This is a genomic window from Corallococcus sp. CA049B, from assembly GCF_003611685.1.
GTDB classification, from domain to species: domain Bacteria; phylum Myxococcota; class Myxococcia; order Myxococcales; family Myxococcaceae; genus Corallococcus; species Corallococcus coralloides.
On record NZ_RAWC01000006.1, the window covers coordinates 84,518 to 99,497 of the forward strand.

Genomic DNA, 14,980 nt, shown 5'->3' on the forward strand with positions numbered 1-14,980 from the left:
TCAGGCCGCGGAGGCCTCCGCCCGGGCGTCCGCGGCCGACATCCCGGGCGCCACGGGCTTCACCAGCCGCTTCATGGACGCCTTGCCCACGACGATGTCCACCATCTTCCGCGCGCGCGTCCAGACGCTCTCCTGCACGTACGGGATGCCGTACTTCTCGCAGAGGGCCTTCACGTGCGGCTGCGCCTCGCGGTACTTGAGCATCGGCAGGTCCGGCCAGAGGTGGTGCTCAATCTGGTAGTTCAGCCACAGGTGGGCGAAGTCGTTGACGTCGCCGCCCGTGCGGTAGTTCGCGCTGCCCACCACCTGCTGCACCATGCGCTCCGCCTTGTTCGCGGGCGCGGAGTCGAAGCGGTACAGGTCCTCGCCGGTGTGGTTGGGGCCCACCACGAAGAACGTGTGCAGGTTGGTGACGACGTCCGCCAGCACGGAGTTGCAGAACACGCTGAACGCCGCCCACGGCGACACCAGCAGGAACGCCGCCGGGTACAGCCCGAAGAAGACGGTCGCGTACGGCAGGTAGCAGCGCGTGAAGAGCTCCCACTGCTCCGCGCGCGTCAGCGCCCCACCCTCGCGCCGCCCCTTGCGGCGAAGCGAGCCCAGCGTCTCCGGCGCGTAGTAGCTCGCGCGCCAGGTGACGGCCAGCAGCGCCAGCTGCACGTAGCGCAGGGCCAGCGGCCGGCCGGTGTCCCTCAGCGTGCCCTCCGCGTTGCGCTCCAGCAGGTCCGGATCCGCCTCCTCGCCGGTGTGCGAGTGGTGCAGCACGTTGTGCTCGAAGACCCACGCCTCCGGCAGCATCCAGTCCAGCCAGTCCACGAACCGGCGGTGGCCCTTCGCGAAGCCCTTGCTGGTGCGCGACGCGGGCATGCCCGGCACGCGGTCATAGCCCCGGTGCCCCACGTGGTGCATCAGCAGCCAGCGCGTGGAGCGGCCCAGGCCCAGCGCCACCGCGGAGAGCGGGTTGGGCGCGATCCACGCCGTGGCCACGCCCAGCACCGACGCGACCTTCCCCCAGCGCTCCAGCTTCCGCAGGTGCGCGGCGTCCGCCTCCCCCAGGTTCGCGTCCAGCCGGGCGCGCAGTTCCTTCAGCTCCCGGTAGAAGCCCTCCACGTCCACGGAGGCCAGGTCGAAGTCGGGGGCAGCGCGGGACATGTGAAGAGACTCCTCGGGAGCAGGACGGGGACCACGGCCGATGCCGGCCGCACCGTAGCCTCCGCCCGCGCTCACGCAAAGCGTCCCGTCCCGCTCACCCGCTCGCCGGGCGGCGGGGCAGCACCAGCTTCGCGACCAGCACCTGCACCACGTCGCCCCTCTGGGTGCGCGTCTCGCTGCGCACGGTGGCGATGCCCCGGTCCGGCCGCGTGCGCGAGGGAGTCACCTCCAGCACCTCGCTCTCCACGTGAAGGACGTCCCCCGGGCGCGTCGGCATGGGCCAGCGGAGGTCCCCGCCCGCCCCCACGATACCGCCCTTGAAGGGCAGACCGCTCTGGACGTTGAGCTTCATGGTGATGGCGGCCGTGTGCCAGCCGCTCGCCGCCAGCCCTTCGAACAGCGTGTCCTTCGCCGTGGCGTCGTCCAGATGGAAGCCCTGCGGGTCGAACTCCCGCGCGAAGGCGACAATCTGCGCCGCGTCCAGCGTGTGCGTGCCGCTGGTGAACCTCTGCCCCACGGACAGGTCGTCCAGAAACAGCTCCTGCCGCCCGCCCTCTGCCGTCGATGCCATGCCCGCGTCCCTCCAGGACGGATGTCCGTATGAATTACGACCATAATACGTCCGGATGCGGGGCGCTCGTCCAGAGGCCACTGTGCTCCAGGGCGCACGGGAAGCCGCTGGCAGGCCGGGCCGAACGTTGAACATCGCGCGCCCGCGCCGCTCGCCACACGCCGAAACAACCAGCGCCCGCGGCCCGTGGAGTATGAGCAGTGCGTGCCTCTCTCCTGCCTGCGCCGTCACCTGTCCGTCCTCGCCGTGGCCCTGACGGGCCTGGGCGCCCCCATGGCCCACGCGGACGAGGACACGCCCGTGTCCACCCCTCAACGCTCCCAGGTCGGAGACGTGACGGTGGAGGGCGCGAACAAGACGCGGTCCTCGACGGTGCGCTCGTTCGGACAGGTGGGCGTGGGCGACGAGGTGGACAGCGAGGAGCTGGAGAAGGTGGAGCGGCGCCTCCTGGCCACCGGCCTCTTCCAGGACGTCCGTGTGGGCACCGAGCCGATGGCCGACGGACGCGTACGGCTGGTGCTGCGGGTGAAGGACAAGGCGTCGTGGGTGGTGGCCCCCACGGTGGCGCTGTCCTCCGCGAACACCGGCGGCGGGCTGCTCTACGCGGAGAACAACCTGGGCGGCCGCGCGAAGAAGTTCGCCGTCGCGGCGCAGGTGAGCACCGGCGAGAGCGGCCTGTACGTGGGCTTCCTGGATCCCATCCTCTTCGGCCTGCCGCAGCTCAAGTTCAGCCTGGAGGGGCAGCTGAAGAGCGACCGTGTGGACGAGTACAGCATGGACCCCAGCGAGGACGACCCGGAGGTCCTCCGGCGCACGCGCTTCAACTCCGCGTCCATCAGCTCCGAGCTGGGCTTCATCCTCTTCGAGCGCGTGCGCGCGGCGGCGAAGTACCGCCTGTCCAGCATCGACGCGAAGTCTCCGGACCCGGAGAAGCCGGTGACGGTGCCGCCGTTCTCCACCGGCCCCGCCATGCGGGACACGTCCCTGCGCCTCATGGTGGGCCTGGACTCGCGCCAGACGCTGCACGCCGTAACGGAGGGGCTCAACCTGGAGGCCTCCTACGAGGTGTCCAGCCCGGGCGTGTGGAGCGAGTTCGACTACCGCAAGGTCGGCCTCCTCTACCGCCACGGCATCCGCTTCTTCGAGGAGAACAACCTGGTGCTGCGCGGCGAGCTGGTCCTGGGCAGGGACCTGCCCTTCCAGCAGGAGTTCGTGATGGGCGGCACCACGCTGCGCGGCTTCCAGTACCGGCAGTTCCGCGGCGACAGCCGGCTCACCTTCACGGCCGAGTACCACTTCCCCCTCTTCAAGGTGAAGTCGCTGGCCTTCCGGGGCGTGGCCTTCTCCGACACGGGAGCCATCGCGTGGCGGGACGTGGCCGAGGATGGGCTCCTGCTCGACGCCAACGGACGCGTCATCCGCGACTACCTGCGGGTGACCATCACGGGCCAGAACCCCGTCACCGTGGCCCAGGGCGTGGGCGGGGGCCTGCGGCTGTACCTCAACAACGTCGTGCTGCCCCTGTTGGGCGTGGACGTCGCCTACGCCGTCAACTCCGGCCAGGTGCGCTTCTACCTCGTGGCCGGAGTGACGCCCTCCTGAAGGCGGCGCTGCTAGCCGGCGCGGGCAGCGCTCGCGTCCACTTCCGGCTCCGGAGGCGGCACCACGCCGGGCCACGCCTCCGGCGGCAGGTCCAGGCTGAACGGCGGCGACTCGCCGCGCACCGTCCACCAGAGCGCCTTGTCCGCGCACAGCGCCTGCGCGATGCGGCCGGACGTCGTGCGGACGCGCTCCACGACGGCCTGGTGCTCCTCGGGCGTCTGCGCCTCCAGCATCGCGACGACGTTGTCCCAGACGCGCTGGCGCCAGACGATGAGCATCCGCATCACCGCCCGCTCCACCACCGGGCGGCTGAAGGGCACGCGCAAGAGCAGCCGCGTGGACGCGCACTGGTAGCGCTCCGCGAGCAGGTCCACGCACTCCGGGATGCACGAGCGGAGGATCTCGTTCACGTGGAAGTAGTCGTGCCGGTAGCGCGCCATGCGGCGCGCATCCGCCGGCGGCGACTGGTGGGCGATGTTGTCGTAGACGACCATCCCCAGGTCGTGGTTGATGTGGGCGCTCACGCCCAGGAGCGCGTCCTGGTACGGCTGCGTGAGGCGCTGGGCCGGGTAGTGCGTCGCGAAGCGCCACGCCGCGGTGGGCAGCGGCAGGTTCTTCAGCGAGTCCCGCACCGCGATGAGCGCCTCTTCCGCGAAGCGGCCCGTCAGGTGAGACAGCCACTCGGGTTCGAGGAAGCCGCCCGCGTCCTCCCGGCTCAGCAGGTGGACGACCTTGCGCGTGACGATGGCGTAGATGTCCAGGAAGATGGCGCGTGAGTCATTGCGCGCGTTCAGCCGGGCGAGGATCTTCTCCAGCCCCTCCAGCGCCTCCTCCGCGTTGACCGGATTCCAGAGCACGTCATCCAACCGGATGGGCCCCTGCGCATCCGGGGCTTTTGTCTCGTGGAGGTGAAGCGGCTGGGGGCGCTGCGACCGGTGAGCCGAGGGAGAGGCCGGTGAAACATTCATGGACTGACGCTCCGCGGGGTGGGGGAACGACTTCACATGAAAGCTTATCTGAACCTGTACTTCCTGTGACGCCCACCCCCCGGAAGAAACGTGATGTTTCACCGGACCCCCGCGTGTTGACACTCACGCGGGGGCCAATGTCACACCGCTGTCAAACTCAGGGCGCGGTGCCTTCACTCACGGTGCCGCCCGTCCTGCCCAGCACGTACCTGGCCAGCGCCAGGGCGTTGTTCTCGTCGACGAGGGACTCGTAGGTGGGCATCTGCGTGCCGGGCTTGAAGGACTCCGGGTTGCGGATCCACTTCGCCACTTCCTCCGGGGCCTTGCCCTTGGCGCCCTGGAGCTTGGCCTCGAAGGCCTTGCCGGGGGCGTGGCAGGTGGCGCAGCCCAGGGAGCTGAACATCTTCTCCGGATCGGCGGAGGGCTCCGCCTTGGGACGGCCACCGGAGGGCGGCGGCACGACCGTGTCGTTGGGCTTCATGGAGCGCAGGAAGGTGTAGAGGGCCGCGAGCTCCACGTCGTCCGCGTAGCGGTACTTGGGCATGGGCGGGCGCAGGATGTAGCCGCCCGGCGTCACGCCCGTGATCATGGCGTGCTTGAACTCATCCAGCGTCCACTTGCCGATGCCGGCCGTCTCGCTGACGGTGATGTTGGGTGACAGCAGCTTGCCCTCGCCGCCCAGCGGCACCAGGTCGAACTCGAAGCCGCCGCTCAGCACCGTGTCCGGGTGCTGCAACTTCACGGCGCTGCCGTCGAAGCCCGGCGAGTGGCAGAAGACGCAGTCGTAGACGCTGCCGGCCAGGTAGCGGCCGTACTCCACGGAGTCCGCCGCCTTCGCGGGCACGGGCACCGGCTCCGTGCGGCCCTTGTCGTTGATGCCCATGGCGAACGCGAACACCATCCGGCCCGGGGGCGTCAGCTCGGAGCGCGGCGGCTGGGACTTCTCCGGCGCGAAGTCCGGGTGGCCTGAGCGCATGAAGCCGATGACCGCCGCGATGTCCTTGTCACCCATGTTGGGGAACGCGGGCATGGGACGGAAGTGGTGGCTCTTGTCGATGCCGTTGATCACCATCCGGGCGATCTCCTGGTCCGTCCAGGCCCCCACGCCCTTCTCCATGTCGGAGGTGATGTTCGCGGAGTAGAACGTGCCCAGGTCTGGCGGGAAGTCGTGCATCCGGCCGCCCACGGGCTTGGTATTGCCACCGCCCGCGTGACACTCCGCGCACACCGCGCGGAACACCTGCTCACCGCGGGCAATGCCCTCCGGCGAGCTGTCGCGCGTGATGTTGGGCAGCGCGACATAGTCATACGTCTTGTTGATCTTGTGGCTGGCCACGCCCATGGCGGTACCCGCGCCAATCAGGACCAGGGCGACCAACGCACCAATGGCGATCAGGATCTTCTTCATCATGGGGAACGCTTCTCCGGATCAACGGGGACGGCAAACGGCGCCGCTGTCTGCTCCACGGGGAGGAGTGGACAGCAGCGCCGGTGTTGGAACGGGTGAGGCGGCTACTGGCCCGGCAGGCAGGTGCTGGGCGGGGGAATCTGGGGCGTCGTCGAGGGCGTCTTGCTGTACATCTGGAGGCCGGCGAACGTCACGCTGCCCGGGGCCACGGGAAGATCCAGCGGCTGGAGCACCCACGGGCGCCCTTCCGGGTCGCTCGTGGTGGAGTCCTTCGCTTCGTAGTGGACCACCGGCGGCGGCCCCATGGGCGGCAGCGGCAGCGGCGGGTGGACCACGGCGACGAGGCCCAGGGAGCTGTAGGGCGCCGGCGGCCCCGGCGGGATGAAGAAGCCGCGCGTGGACTGGAACGGCGCCAGCGGCGGCGGCAGGACCCCCACGGGCGCCCACTCGATGTTCAGCACGCGGCCCGCGCTGGCCACCACGGTGGTGTTCGCCGCCGGTACGCGGAACACGGGGAAGCCCGGCCGGTACAGCCAGAACACCGTCACGCCGCCGAAGCGGCCCGGGTCGAGCAGGTCCGCCACCGTGGTGGCCGTGCCCTCCGCGGTCAGGTACTTCGCGACCGCCTCCAGGATGCCCTTGTCGCTCATCTGCAGGGCCTCCAGGCCCACGCAGGCGCTGTGCGCCGGCACCACCGGCCGCACCGTCAGCGTGGGCACGTAGTTGCCCGCCGGCACGGGCTGCAGCGTCAACATCGGCGGCGGCAGCGGCATCACGGCGTTGTTGGCGAGCGCGGCCTGCGGCCCCCCCAGCGACAGCACGAAGTACGGCGCGCCCCGGCGCGTGGGCACCTTGTCCAGGGTCCAGACACCGTTGGGGTCCGACGGCGCGACCACGCCGCCTTCCGCGAGCACCTGGCCCGTGGCGCTGTCCAGCAGGGAGATGGGCGCGTTCTGCACCACCGCGCGCTGCAACAGCGGGCTGAACTCCGCGTACAGCGGCGGCAGCTGGCACTGCTCGGGCGTTGGCGCGCAGCCGGCCAGGTTGAAGAAGTAGGCCTCCGGGTCCACGGTGAAGCCGGTCAGCCGGGAGGTGAGGCCCTCCGGCTCGCGGTTTTCATACGTGGGGCGCGGCGTGAAGGTGGACGACGAGGGGTTGTTGGATTCCTGGCAGCCGGCGTTCAGCAGGGCCGCGCCGAGGAGCGTTCCGACGAAGAGAGCTCTGTGCATGGCGGGTTGCTTTCCCCTACTTCGCGGGGAGGATGTGCCTGGCGGGAAGCTGATCGCCGCCGTGGCAGGTCTGCGCGCAGTTGCCGAACTTGCTGGGCGTGCCGCGCTGTTTGAAGGCGATCTGGAAGAACTCATCCCCGTGCTGGGAGATGTGGCACGAGCCGCACAGCGACAGGCTGGGACGCTCCGTGCTCTTGCGCGTCAGGTGGCACACGGTGCAGTCCGCGCGGTTGGCCGGATAGCTGGGCGAGTTCATGTGGATGCGGTGCACCATCTCCTGCGTGCGGCCCACCGTGTCCGTGTCGTAGTGGTGGCAGACCTTGCAGCTCTCGATGTGGTCCACCGACAGGCCGTGGCGCAGGTTGTCCAGCGACAGCACGCCGCGGTGGCAGAGTTGGCAGTTGCCCACGTTGCCCGGGTACGTCGTCGGCTCGTCCTGGCCCACCTGGAAGAAGAACGGGTTCAACTTGGCGACGCGCTCACCCAGGGACGCGCGGTTGAACTTCACCAGCGCCACGTAGGTGCCCGGCTTCGCGTTCGCGGGCAGCGTGAACGTCTGGCGGGTGGGCCACTTGTAGTCGATGAGGCCCGGCGTCAGCCCCGTGAGCGTGGCGTCATCCAGCATGGCGAACGGGAACGGCCGGGCGAAGAACTCGGGCTTGTCGCTGGGGTTGCCCAGCACCTTCAGGTCCTGGATGGGGCCGGCGATGGCCACGTTGGAGATGGAGTCGTTCTCCGTGACGGTCGCGATGACGTTGGGGACGAAGGTCTGGATGCCGTTGGACTGGCCGGCGATGATCTCCCGAGCGCTGGGCAACAGGTCGCGCGAGTGCAGGTGCGCGCCCGCGCTGTCGCGCAGGTCCACGTAGACGCTCACGTCCTCGCCGGGCTTGTAGAAGCTGCCCTCCTTCGGAGGCGAGAACACCAGCCGCGAGTCCAGGCCCGGGCTGCACTGCACCGGGTTGCCGGCGTCGTCGGTGCAGGTGGACGGGCGGTCATCCGGGATGATGTACGTGACGGGGAAGAAGAACGGCTTGTCCGGCAGCTGGCTCCAGGTGGCCTTGAGCGCGCCGGGACCCGACAGGCGCGGCACGCGCAGCACCTTGAAGGGGTTGGTGCTGCCCACCCAGTCCACGCGCGCGATGGTGCGCGTGATGGCGCTCTGGTCCAGGCCGCCCGCGAAGCCCGTCACGGTGCCGGGGTCCTTGTCGCCGGGGAAGCGCGGCGGCTTCAGGTTCTCCGACCGCCAGGAGAAGCGGCTGTGGCCGGCGTAGGGCGAGGAGGCCAGCAGCTCCGAGCGCAGGTACGTCTGGCTCGCGCGCGGGGTGCCCGTCTCGTCCAGCACCTCCACGGTGATGGTGTCGTCCTTCACCTTCTGCCAGTTCGCGTTGCCGAACTGCACCTCGCGGGTCCAGCAGTCCTCCACGGCGCCCGCGAGGCTGTAGAAGCTCCACTCGTCCGGACCCTGGTTGACGTTGGTCCAGTCCAGGCCCGCGAACACGGACTCGTTCTTGATCCACCCCAGCGCGGCGGTCTGGTCGTTGGGGTCGTTGTGCTGGTTGACCACGGTCTCCGACACGGAGAACTGGTTCAGGAAGTACTGGGTGTCCGACAGGATCTGCAGCGTCCCAGTAGGAGGCGACAGCGTCAGCGGGTTCTGCGCGAGCGGCGTGATGCACATGTCCGGGTACGAGCCGGTCACGCTGTTCTTCGCCACCATCTGCCCGTTGGGCAGGAAGGCGCAGCCGTTGATGTACTGGAGGCTCAGCCGGATCGCGCCGGAGTTGAGGCCCTGGTACGGGTCGAACCGTTTGGCACCGCGGCCCGTGGTGGACCCCTCGTCGTCAGTGACCTTGAGGAGGTTGCAGGACAGCAGGGGCACCAGCAGGGCGCACCACGCGCTCTTCAGCAGGATTGAGCGGTTCATGGAAGACGAGGCCGGGGGGAGTCAGGGGGAGGAAAGGGAGCAGGTATCCTCACGCGCGGGCCCACGCGACCCACCCTTCCCGACGACGCCAGCGCTCCGCCACGCGGAGATGGTGAGGATCGGGAAGGGTTGGGAGGAGAACACCTCATCGGTTCAAACTGACCACATTATGAGAGTCCGCGCAATTCGTGGACTTCAGATCGCGCGGAGGACTTGAGCCCCGCGGGCGGGTGACCCAGGGCGTCGGACTAGAGGCTGAGGCCGGCGGACAGGAGCAGCGCGAAGACGAGCCCCAGCGCCGCCGTCTTCCCCAGGTGGGGGTTGAGCGCACCGCCATCCTCACGCCAGATGGCGCGGATCTGCCTCACCGCGAGCGGCAGGGCCGGCAGCGTGAAGAGCCAGGCCCGGCCGTGCTCGGGCATGAGCAGCCAGGCCGCTACCGGGAGCGCGAACGCGCCCCCCACCGCCACCGTGTACTCCCAACGCCCGAAGCGTTGGCCGAAGCGCACCACCAGCGTGCGCTTGCCGGCGACCACGTCCGTCTCGCGGTCGCGCAGGTTGTTCACCGCGAGGATGCCGGCGGAGAACAGCCCCATGGACAGCCCCGCCAGCAGCACGGCCGGCGTGACGTGGTGGGTGAGCACGACGTAGCTGCCGCTCACCCCCAGCAGGCCGAAGATGATCAGCACCAGCACGTCCCCCATCCCCAGGTAGCCCAGGGGGATGGGGCCCGCGGAGTAGAGGACCGCGCCCGCCAGACAGAAGGCGCCGCCCGCGAACACCGTCCAGCCCTCCGCCCGGGTCAGCAGCAGCAGCGCCAGCGACGAGCCGGTGAACGCCAGCGCCGCGGCCGTCGCCACCTCACGCGCGGTGAGCCAACCCTTCTGCGTGACGCGCGCGGGCCCCAGGCGCGCCTCGGTGTCCGCGCCCCGCTCGAAGTCCGCGTAGTCGTTCACCAGGTTGCTCACGATCTGCATGAGCACGAAGCCCACCAGGAACGTGAGCGCCGGAGCGAGCCGCCATTGCCCCTCCGCGTTGGCGAAGGCCCACCCCAGCACCGTGGGCGCGATGGAGGCCGTCAACGTCTTGGGTCGCAGCGCGAGCCACCAGATGCGGGCCAGCGAGGGCTTGGCTTCGACCGCGACACTCGACGAAGGGAGACTCGAAGTGGTCATTGATGTCCGGGGGAGAGCAGCAGGCGCACGGTAAAGCTACAGGCCCGTGAACCGCAAGAGGAGCCAATGATTCACATCGGTTCTCCTCATGTATCACCTGTCGCAAGCCCCCACGCTCCGTCGCAGACGCAGTGTGTCGACAATCCGCCCGGCCTCAATGCGACACAAAGGCAGACGCCAGTCCTATTTCGGTTAAATTCGAGAACAATCAGAAATACCAGCCATTCCTGCGCGCTGGATGCTAGAAGGAGGCCATGAACCCGAACTCCTTCCCTTCCTCCCCTCCCCTTTCGCGCCGGCGCACCCTGACGGTGCTGGGCGCGTTCGTGCTCGCACTCGCCGGCTGTCATCCGGTGCTCTCCATCGAGGATGCGCGCTCGCGCTCCAACGGCTCGGAGGTGACGGTGGAGGGCTCGGTCACCGTGGCGCCGGGCACGTTCTCCTCCGCCCTGGGCGACGAGGGCTTCGCCATCCAGGACGACACCGGCGGCATCTACGTCAAGCTGGAGGAGAAGCTGTCCTTCGGCCTGGGTGCCCGCGTGCGCGTCACCGGCACGCTGGATGAGCAGAACCTGCTGCGCATCCTCAAGAGCGTGCCCGAGGACGTGGACCTGAAGTCGGGCACGGAGCAGGTGTCACCCAAGGGGGTCACCACCGGCGGCGTGAGCGAGTCCGTGGAAGGCCAGCTGATCCGCGTGAGCGGCGCGATCACCCAGGCGTTCCAGGACGACTCGCCCTACGGCTACAAGCTCTACATCGACGACGGCACCGGCGAGGTGCAGGTGTTCGTCCACGTGTCCGCCGGGTTCGACAAGGCCGCGCTCCAGGCCCTCACCGTGGGACAGAGCATCACCGTGGTGGGGCTCGCCGCGCAGTATGAGGCGACCTACGAGGTGGCGCCCCGCATGCCCAGCGACCTCTCGGTGCAGAACGCCGCGCCCTGACAGCAGGCAGGCGCCCCTGGGTATGTAGCACCCCAGACGCCAGCCGCAGGGTCCGCGGGCCGTTGGCTTTCGTGCAGCGCTCCGGATGTGTGCCTGGGAGCGGATGCACGAAAGCCAACGCGAGCCTGGCAAGCGGACAGGCGGGCAGGTTCCAAGCTCACGGGCAGTGCCAATCCATCCGGGTCCCTGGCGGACGAACGAGGGCTGGCATGGACGGACTTCGAGGAACAGCAGCGGTGTTGCTCGCGTGCGCGGGCCTGTGGGCCCCGGGCACCACGTGGGCACAGGCGCCGGACGAGGACGACTCCGGCGACGTGATGTCGGAGGAGAAGCTGGAGGCCCTGCTCGACACGCCCACGGCGCAGCCCTCCCAGGACGAGGTGACGGCGGAGGCCTTCGGGCCGGAGCGGCTCACGTCCTATTTCGCGGAGGGCCTGCTGGCGAAGGCGAAGGCGGAGTTCGACCGCGGCCGGTACAGGTCCGCGCGGGCGCTGCTCGCGGCCGAGTCTCCCCCTTCCCTCCCCGGCCGCTTCCTCCAGGCGCAGAGCGCGTTCCTCGCGCGCGACTTCGCGACCGCCGCCACGGAGTTCACCGCGCTCGCGGAGGACTACGTCCCCTTGCGCGACCACTGCCTGATGAAGGCCGCGCAGTCGCATGAACGGCTGCGCAAGCCGCTGCGCGCGGCGGAGCAGTATGGCCAGGTGAGCCCCAGCTCCCCGCTCTATCCGGAGGCCCGCTTCACCATGGCGCGCGTGCTCAAGCGCCAGCTGAAGATCCCCGAGGCGCTGACCGCGCTCCAGGAGTTCATCGACCACCGGCAGGCCCGCGGGCCGGACGCGCTGCGGATGAAGGCGCTGCTCGCGTACTGCGACCTGGCTCGCGCGGCGGGGCAGTACAACGCCGAGCACCGAGCGCTGCTGGAGGTCTGGGCCACCGCGCCCCTGTCGCCGGAGGCGGACCGCGCGAAGGCCCTCTTGCGCGACCTGCCCCTGCCCATGAAGTGGCGCGTGCGCCGCGCGGAGGCGCTGGTGGAGCTGCACCAGAACGTCGCCGCCATGAACATGCTGGCCCGCTCGGGGCCCCGCACGGAGCTCCCGGACGAGCTGGCCTGCCGCGCCCAGCTCACCCTGGGCCGCGCGCTGCGCAAGGAGCGTCAGCACCGCCGCGCCATCCAGGTGCTGGAGCCGGTGGCGCGCGAGTGCCAGTCGCCCGAGCAGCGGCCGCAGGCGCTTTACCTGCTCGCCTATTCGCAGTCCGTGGTGCAGCCGGAAGCGGCGGTGGAGACGTACGCCACGCTGGCCAGAGACTACCCGGAGCACGGCTACGCGGACGACGCGCTGTTCTTCGAGGCCTGGACGCAGCAGCGCCTGGGCCGCGCGGACGAAGCGCTGGAGAACTACGAGGCGCTGGCGAAGCGCTACCCGGCCGGCAACTTCGCCGCCGAGGCCCTCTTCCGCGCCTTCTGGCTGCACCTGCGCAAGGGCGAGACGCAGCCGGGCCTGGCGTCGCTGATGTCGGTGGAGCAGCTGCCGGAGTCCGCGCGCACCGACGACGCCCTCTGGCGCGCGCGCTACTGGCAGGCGCGGACCCAGGAGAACGCCGGCGCGGTGGAACCGGCGCTCGCGCGCTACGAACTCATCGCCACCGAGCGCCCCACGGCCTGGTACGGGCTCCTGTCCCGGACGCGGCTGGCGCAGCACGCGCCGGAGCGACTGGCGCGGCTGACGGAGACCGCCGCGCAACCGGCGGTGGCGAAGAGCGTGAACACCGCCGCGCCGGCCAACGACGAGGTCTGGCCCCTGCCCCCGGGCCCACTCCAGAAGGATCCGCGCTTCGCCGCGGGCGTGGAGCTCTTGCGCCTGGGACAGCGGGGCGTGGTGGAGGAGCTGCTCGCGGTGGACACGCGCGGCCTGGCGGAAGCGCCCGCACGGCTGCTCTACCAGACCATGCGCCGCACCGGCCGGGGCCGGGCCACGCGGCAGGTGGCTCGCGTGACGCTGCGCCAGGAGGCCGCGGGCCCCTTGAGCGCCGCGTCCCGTCCGGTGTGGGAGGCGACGTGGCCGCTCGCGTTCCGGCCGCTCATCCAGAGCTACTCGAAGGCCGCGCGCGTGGACCCCGACCTCCTGCAGGGCCTCATCCGCGAGGAGAGCCGGTTCAACCCGCGCGCGCGCTCGTCCACTGGCGCGCTGGGGCTCGCGCAGCTGATGCCCACGACGGCGCAGGCGGTGGCGGACTCGCTCAAGCTGGCGTCGTTCGAGATGTCGTCGCTGCTCCAGCCCGCACCGAACATCCGGCTGGGGGCCGCGTACCTGGGCTCGCTGCTCAAGCACTTCAACGGCAACCCCGCCTACGCGGTGGCCGCCTACAACGCGGGCCCCAACGCGGTGGAGCGCTGGCGCAAGGCCCTGCCCGACGCGGAGCTTGACGAGTGGGTGGAGCACATCGCCTTCGACGAGACCCGCGACTACGTGAAGCGCGTGCTCAGCAGCTACAGCGCCTACAAGCTGCTCTACGCCAACCAGGTCCCCGCCTCCTTCGCGCCGGCCCGCAAGGCGCCGCTGGAGGCCGCGCGCACGCCCACGTTGAGCCCCGCCACGGGCGTGGGCGGCAGCGGCCGGAACGCGGCGACGCCCACGTCCTCCGTCTCCGGGAGACGCTAGCGGCTCACGCCGGACGGGAGGCACATCCCCATCCGGCGCGGTCGTGACTACTTCACGCCCTTGGGCTGGGTGATGGACTCGGAGCGGATGGTGTACTCACCGGCGATGGCGTTCGTGTCGATGCCCGTGAAGTGACGGTACGGGTACGCGCCATCCGCGATGGTCTCGATGAACTCCACCGAGTCACCGGTGATGGACTTGCCGTCGATGTTCACGGTGAAGGTGTTCTTCTCCGAGTCCAGGCGCCACACGCACGCGCCCACGTTCGTCTCCGCGGAGCCGGTGGACAGCCCGTCGATGTCGAAGTCGTTCAGGAAGTGGTGGTGCATCTCCGCCCAGCGCAGGAAGTCCCGCCAGTTGGTGAAGGTGATCATCAGCCCGGCCGGCTGGGGGCTGGAGCCCTGGAGCACGCCGCCCCGGTAGATGTTCATCCGGTACGCGGAGCCGCCCGGCGAGCCCGTGAAGGTGGGCAGCATGTTGACCGTGTTCGCCTCGCGGCCCGGCGTCACCTTCAGCGTGCTGACGACCTGGTCGCCATCACGCGCGGACAGCTGGTAGCCGCCCTGCGCCCCCAGGCTCATCGCCACGCGCTGCTCCCACTTCACGGCCTGCGTGAAGCCGCTGGAGACGCCGTCCTTCTGGGTCTTGAGGTTGGACACCGCCAGCCCGTCCGCGACGGCATCCACCTTCGCGCCGCCCAGCGCGCAGCTGGTGATGCCGTCGAACTTCTTCACGCACTGGGACGCCGCGGCTTCCTGCGCGCCCAGGGAACCGGAGGCCTGGCCGTCGTCGGCACCGCCCGCGCAACCCGTGATGCTCAGCAGCACGGAAGCCAGCAGGGAACCCGTGATCTTCAAATGCATCCGCTACCTCATGGTGTGGGGTGGACTGCCCACCGCCCCACTGCACCCCTCGCGCCAACACCCGGAGCCTGTCTGTTTTCACTCGTGTCATTCATTGATTGAGAAAATGGAGTAGCGCCGGGCGTCACATGAAACATGTGATTTGTAGCAAGCCGGGTCTCACACGGAGCGTCAGGACGTCGCACTCATGGGCGCGGTTTTGAAACGGGGATTCAGGGGATGAACCGGACGCGGGCGGAACTTTGCCGTGACGCACAACTCCCCAGGGGGTTCGGCGGATAATCTGGGGAGCGCGGTTCCTCCCCCCCGGACACCCCACCATGGCCTCGAAGATCAACGACAGCTCGCGTCCCCTCACCTCCGTCTCGCGGCTGTCCTCGCAGGACGCCCGGACGACGGAGACGAAGTCCCGGAACCGCCCCCTTGCGTTCAAGGACGGCTTCGAGTCCTCCAGCAGCACGCGCCCCGCCCCCGGCCAGCT

At 69.8% G+C, this 14,980-nt stretch carries 11 protein-coding genes; 3 read left to right on the forward strand and 8 right to left on the reverse strand.

Going from position 1 to position 14,980, the window contains the following annotated elements; translation table 11 throughout:
• Together D7W82_RS02425 and D7W82_RS02430 are read right to left on the reverse strand one after the other, a co-directional pair.
• Complete coding sequence (locus D7W82_RS02425; RefSeq protein ID WP_120616772.1) at positions 1–1,152, reverse strand: fatty acid desaturase; 1,152 nt, start codon at positions 1,150–1,152, stop codon at positions 1–3.
• 94 nt (positions 1,153–1,246) lie between these two features.
• Positions 1,247–1,723 carry a MaoC family dehydratase gene (locus D7W82_RS02430; protein WP_120616773.1) on the reverse strand — a complete coding sequence of 159 codons (477 nt, stop codon included), beginning with the start codon at positions 1,721–1,723 and terminating at the stop codon, positions 1,247–1,249.
• Positions 1,724–1,927: 204 nt separating this feature from the next.
• Here D7W82_RS02430 and D7W82_RS02435 point away from each other — a divergent pair, with 204 nt between their 5' ends.
• Entirely contained in the window at positions 1,928–3,325 is a 1,398-nt protein-coding gene (locus tag D7W82_RS02435) for a BamA/TamA family outer membrane protein (RefSeq protein WP_370450922.1), read from the forward strand.
• An 11-nt stretch (positions 3,326–3,336) separates the two neighbouring features.
• Here the strand turns inward: D7W82_RS02435 and D7W82_RS02440 are convergent, their stop codons facing one another.
• From D7W82_RS02440 to menA, 5 genes are all read right to left on the reverse strand, one after another.
• Positions 3,337–4,182, reverse strand: a complete 846-nt coding sequence (locus tag D7W82_RS02440) for a DUF5995 family protein (RefSeq protein WP_147439188.1) — start codon at positions 4,180–4,182, stop codon at positions 3,337–3,339.
• A 268-nt stretch (positions 4,183–4,450) separates the two neighbouring features.
• Complete coding sequence (locus D7W82_RS02445) at positions 4,451–5,704, reverse strand: cytochrome c (RefSeq protein WP_120616776.1); 1,254 nt, start codon at positions 5,702–5,704, stop codon at positions 4,451–4,453.
• 101 nt (positions 5,705–5,805) lie between these two features.
• Positions 5,806–6,930 carry a hypothetical protein gene (locus tag D7W82_RS02450; protein WP_120616777.1) on the reverse strand — a complete coding sequence of 375 codons (1,125 nt, stop codon included), beginning with the start codon at positions 6,928–6,930 and terminating at the stop codon, positions 5,806–5,808.
• A 16-nt stretch (positions 6,931–6,946) separates the two neighbouring features.
• Positions 6,947–8,857, reverse strand: coding sequence for a hypothetical protein (locus D7W82_RS02455; RefSeq protein WP_120616778.1), 1,911 nt, complete (start codon positions 8,855–8,857; stop codon positions 6,947–6,949).
• Between the two features lie 248 nt (positions 8,858–9,105).
• Complete coding sequence (menA, locus tag D7W82_RS02460) at positions 9,106–10,032, reverse strand: 1,4-dihydroxy-2-naphthoate octaprenyltransferase (RefSeq protein ID WP_120567802.1); 927 nt, start codon at positions 10,030–10,032, stop codon at positions 9,106–9,108.
• Positions 10,033–10,286: 254 nt separating this feature from the next.
• Between menA and D7W82_RS02465 the strand changes: the two genes are divergently transcribed.
• Together D7W82_RS02465 and D7W82_RS02470 are read left to right on the forward strand one after the other, a co-directional pair.
• Positions 10,287–10,976, forward strand: coding sequence for a DNA-binding protein (locus tag D7W82_RS02465; protein WP_120616779.1), 690 nt, complete (start codon positions 10,287–10,289; stop codon positions 10,974–10,976).
• A gap of 209 nt (positions 10,977–11,185) precedes the next feature.
• Complete coding sequence (locus tag D7W82_RS02470) at positions 11,186–13,636, forward strand: transglycosylase SLT domain-containing protein (RefSeq protein ID WP_120616780.1); 2,451 nt, start codon at positions 11,186–11,188, stop codon at positions 13,634–13,636.
• A gap of 47 nt (positions 13,637–13,683) precedes the next feature.
• On the opposite strand, the gene D7W82_RS02475 is transcribed toward D7W82_RS02470, so the two are convergent.
• Entirely contained in the window at positions 13,684–14,499 is an 816-nt protein-coding gene (locus tag D7W82_RS02475; protein WP_120616781.1) for a hypothetical protein, read from the reverse strand.
• Positions 14,500–14,980 lie beyond the last annotated feature (481 nt).

Coding starts and splice junctions, on each gene's coding strand:
- D7W82_RS02425 (WP_120616772.1), bottom strand. CDS start 1,152: ATGTCCCGCGCTGCCCCCGACTTCGACCTGGCCTCCGTGGACGTGGAG.
- D7W82_RS02430 (WP_120616773.1), bottom strand. CDS start 1,723: ATGGCATCGACGGCAGAGGGCGGGCGGCAGGAGCTGTTTCTGGACGAC.
- D7W82_RS02445 (WP_120616776.1), bottom strand. CDS start 5,704: ATGATGAAGAAGATCCTGATCGCCATTGGTGCGTTGGTCGCCCTGGTC.
- D7W82_RS02450 (WP_120616777.1), bottom strand. CDS start 6,930: ATGCACAGAGCTCTCTTCGTCGGAACGCTCCTCGGCGCGGCCCTGCTG.
- D7W82_RS02455 (WP_120616778.1), bottom strand. CDS start 8,857: ATGAACCGCTCAATCCTGCTGAAGAGCGCGTGGTGCGCCCTGCTGGTG.
- menA (WP_120567802.1), bottom strand. CDS start 10,032: ATGACCACTTCGAGTCTCCCTTCGTCGAGTGTCGCGGTCGAAGCCAAG.
- D7W82_RS02465 (WP_120616779.1), top strand. CDS start 10,287: ATGAACCCGAACTCCTTCCCTTCCTCCCCTCCCCTTTCGCGCCGGCGC.
- D7W82_RS02470 (WP_120616780.1), top strand. CDS start 11,186: ATGGACGGACTTCGAGGAACAGCAGCGGTGTTGCTCGCGTGCGCGGGC.
- D7W82_RS02475 (WP_120616781.1), bottom strand. CDS start 14,499: ATGCATTTGAAGATCACGGGTTCCCTGCTGGCTTCCGTGCTGCTGAGC.